Here is a 329-nt window from a genome sequence, read left to right on the forward strand (position 1 = left end):
GAGGAAGAAGATCGTGAAGCTGATAACCATGAAGACGCCGTGCGCGGTGAGAACGGTGTAGTAATCCGTCGAGGGGATGATCCGCGCGACATCGGTCCGGTGGAGCGTCTGGATGATCCCGAACACCGCGCCGAGGAACAGGGCGAAGAACGAACTCAGGAAGGCCGCGCGGACGACGCGCGCCTCGTCGGGGAACTTGTCGACGAACGTCCGCTCGGACTCGAGGGCCGTGCTCACGCCGAGTCACCTCCTCGGTTCTCGAACTGCGACTGACTGACGACGTGGAGCTTCCCCTGCATGACGTGGTGACCCGCGCCGCAGTACTCGTT

General features: G+C 63.2%; 2 pseudogenes. Both read right to left on the reverse strand.

The window, feature by feature from the left end:
- Positions 1–237, reverse strand: a pseudogene (locus EXE44_RS18800) (cytochrome C oxidase subunit I); the annotation flags it as partial.
- Positions 234–329 (reverse strand): annotated as a pseudogene (locus EXE44_RS21735) (cytochrome C oxidase subunit II); the annotation flags it as partial. The pseudogenes EXE44_RS21735 and EXE44_RS18800, both read right to left, overlap by 4 nt.

The organism is Halorubrum sp. SS7 (genome assembly GCF_005435055.1).
Classification (GTDB): Archaea; Halobacteriota; Halobacteria; order Halobacteriales; family Haloferacaceae; genus Halorubrum; species Halorubrum salinarum.